Origin of the sequence: Mycolicibacterium arseniciresistens (assembly GCF_030519285.1) — a bacterium.
GTDB lineage: Bacteria > Actinomycetota > Actinomycetes > Mycobacteriales > Mycobacteriaceae > Mycobacterium > Mycobacterium arseniciresistens.
Window position 1 is genome coordinate 1 of the sequence record NZ_JAUMSQ010000328.1, and the last position, 1,111, is coordinate 1,111.

The 1,111-nt window shown below is 73.0% G+C and carries 1 protein-coding gene and 1 pseudogene; both read left to right on the forward strand.

The annotated features are described in order from the left end of the window. A pseudogene (locus Q2100_RS27365) lies at nt 1-214 on the forward strand (DUF4129 domain-containing protein); the annotation flags it as partial. Beyond that, nucleotides 211-1,111, forward strand: a 901-nt coding sequence (locus Q2100_RS27370; RefSeq protein WP_302916580.1) for a DUF4350 domain-containing protein, incomplete at its 3' end; no start/stop codon positions are given. The pseudogene Q2100_RS27365 and the gene Q2100_RS27370, both read left to right, overlap by 4 nt.

Below are 1,111 nucleotides of genomic sequence, written 5' to 3' on the forward strand. Positions count from 1 at the left end.
CAGGGACGCCGGCGCCGCGCTGCCCGGCCTCGCCACCGAACTCGGTTCGGCCGCAACCGCTTTCAATGACGTCACCTACGGCGAACGGCCGGGAACCGAATCCGCGTACCGCCTGATCGCCGGCCTCGACGACCATCTGCGCTCGCGCACACACGCCACCTCGTCCACCGGTGGCGATTCCGCGCCGGCCGGCGGCTGGGCCGGGGTCCGATGACGGCCACCCCGACGGAACCGACCCTCCGGCAGCGCTGGAGCACCGGCCGCTGGGTGCTTCTCGCCCTGGTGGTCATCGTCGCGGTCGCCACGATCGGGACCTATCTCACCGCGCCCCGGCCCGGCGGCCGGCTGGACGCCGGGTCGACGTCACCCGACGGCGCCCGCGCGCTCGTCACGCTGCTGCGTGAGCAGGGCGTCGACGTCACCGTCGCCGACACCGTGGCCGACGTGGAGCGCGCCGCCACACCCGGCACCCTGCTCGTCATGGCACAGACCTTTCAGGTCGGCGACGAACTGATGGACCGGCTCGCCGCGGTGCCCGGTGACCGGTTGCTGCTCGAGCCCGGCTCCCGGGCCCGGGATGCCCTCGCGCCCGGCGTCGAACCGGGAGAAGACACGTCGTTCGGTGGCGAGCCCGACTGCGACCTGCGCGAGGCGGTGGTGGCCGGAGACGTGCGGCTCGGGGTGAGCGAAACCTACGACGCCGCCGACGGCGTCTCGTTGACCCGCTGCTACGACGGCGCCGTCGTGCGGTACCGGGACGGCGGGCGCGTCGTCACGGTGGTCGGCGCCGCGGATTTCATGACCAACGGAACACTGAGCGACCGCGGCAACGCCGCGCTGGCGATGAACCTCGCCGGCTCCCGTCCACAGGTCATCTGGTACGCCCCGCAGCAGCCCGAGGGTGAATCATCGGGCACCGCAACGATTTTCGAGCTGATACCCGACCACGTCACCTGGATCGTGCTGCAACTGTGTCTGGCGGTCGCACTGGTCGCGGTGTGGAGGGCGCGCCGCATCGGACCGCTCGTCGCCGAGCGGATGCCCGTCGTGGTGCGGGCGTCGGAGACCGTCGAGGGCCGCGGCCGGCTGTACCGGTCGCGCCGCGCCCGCG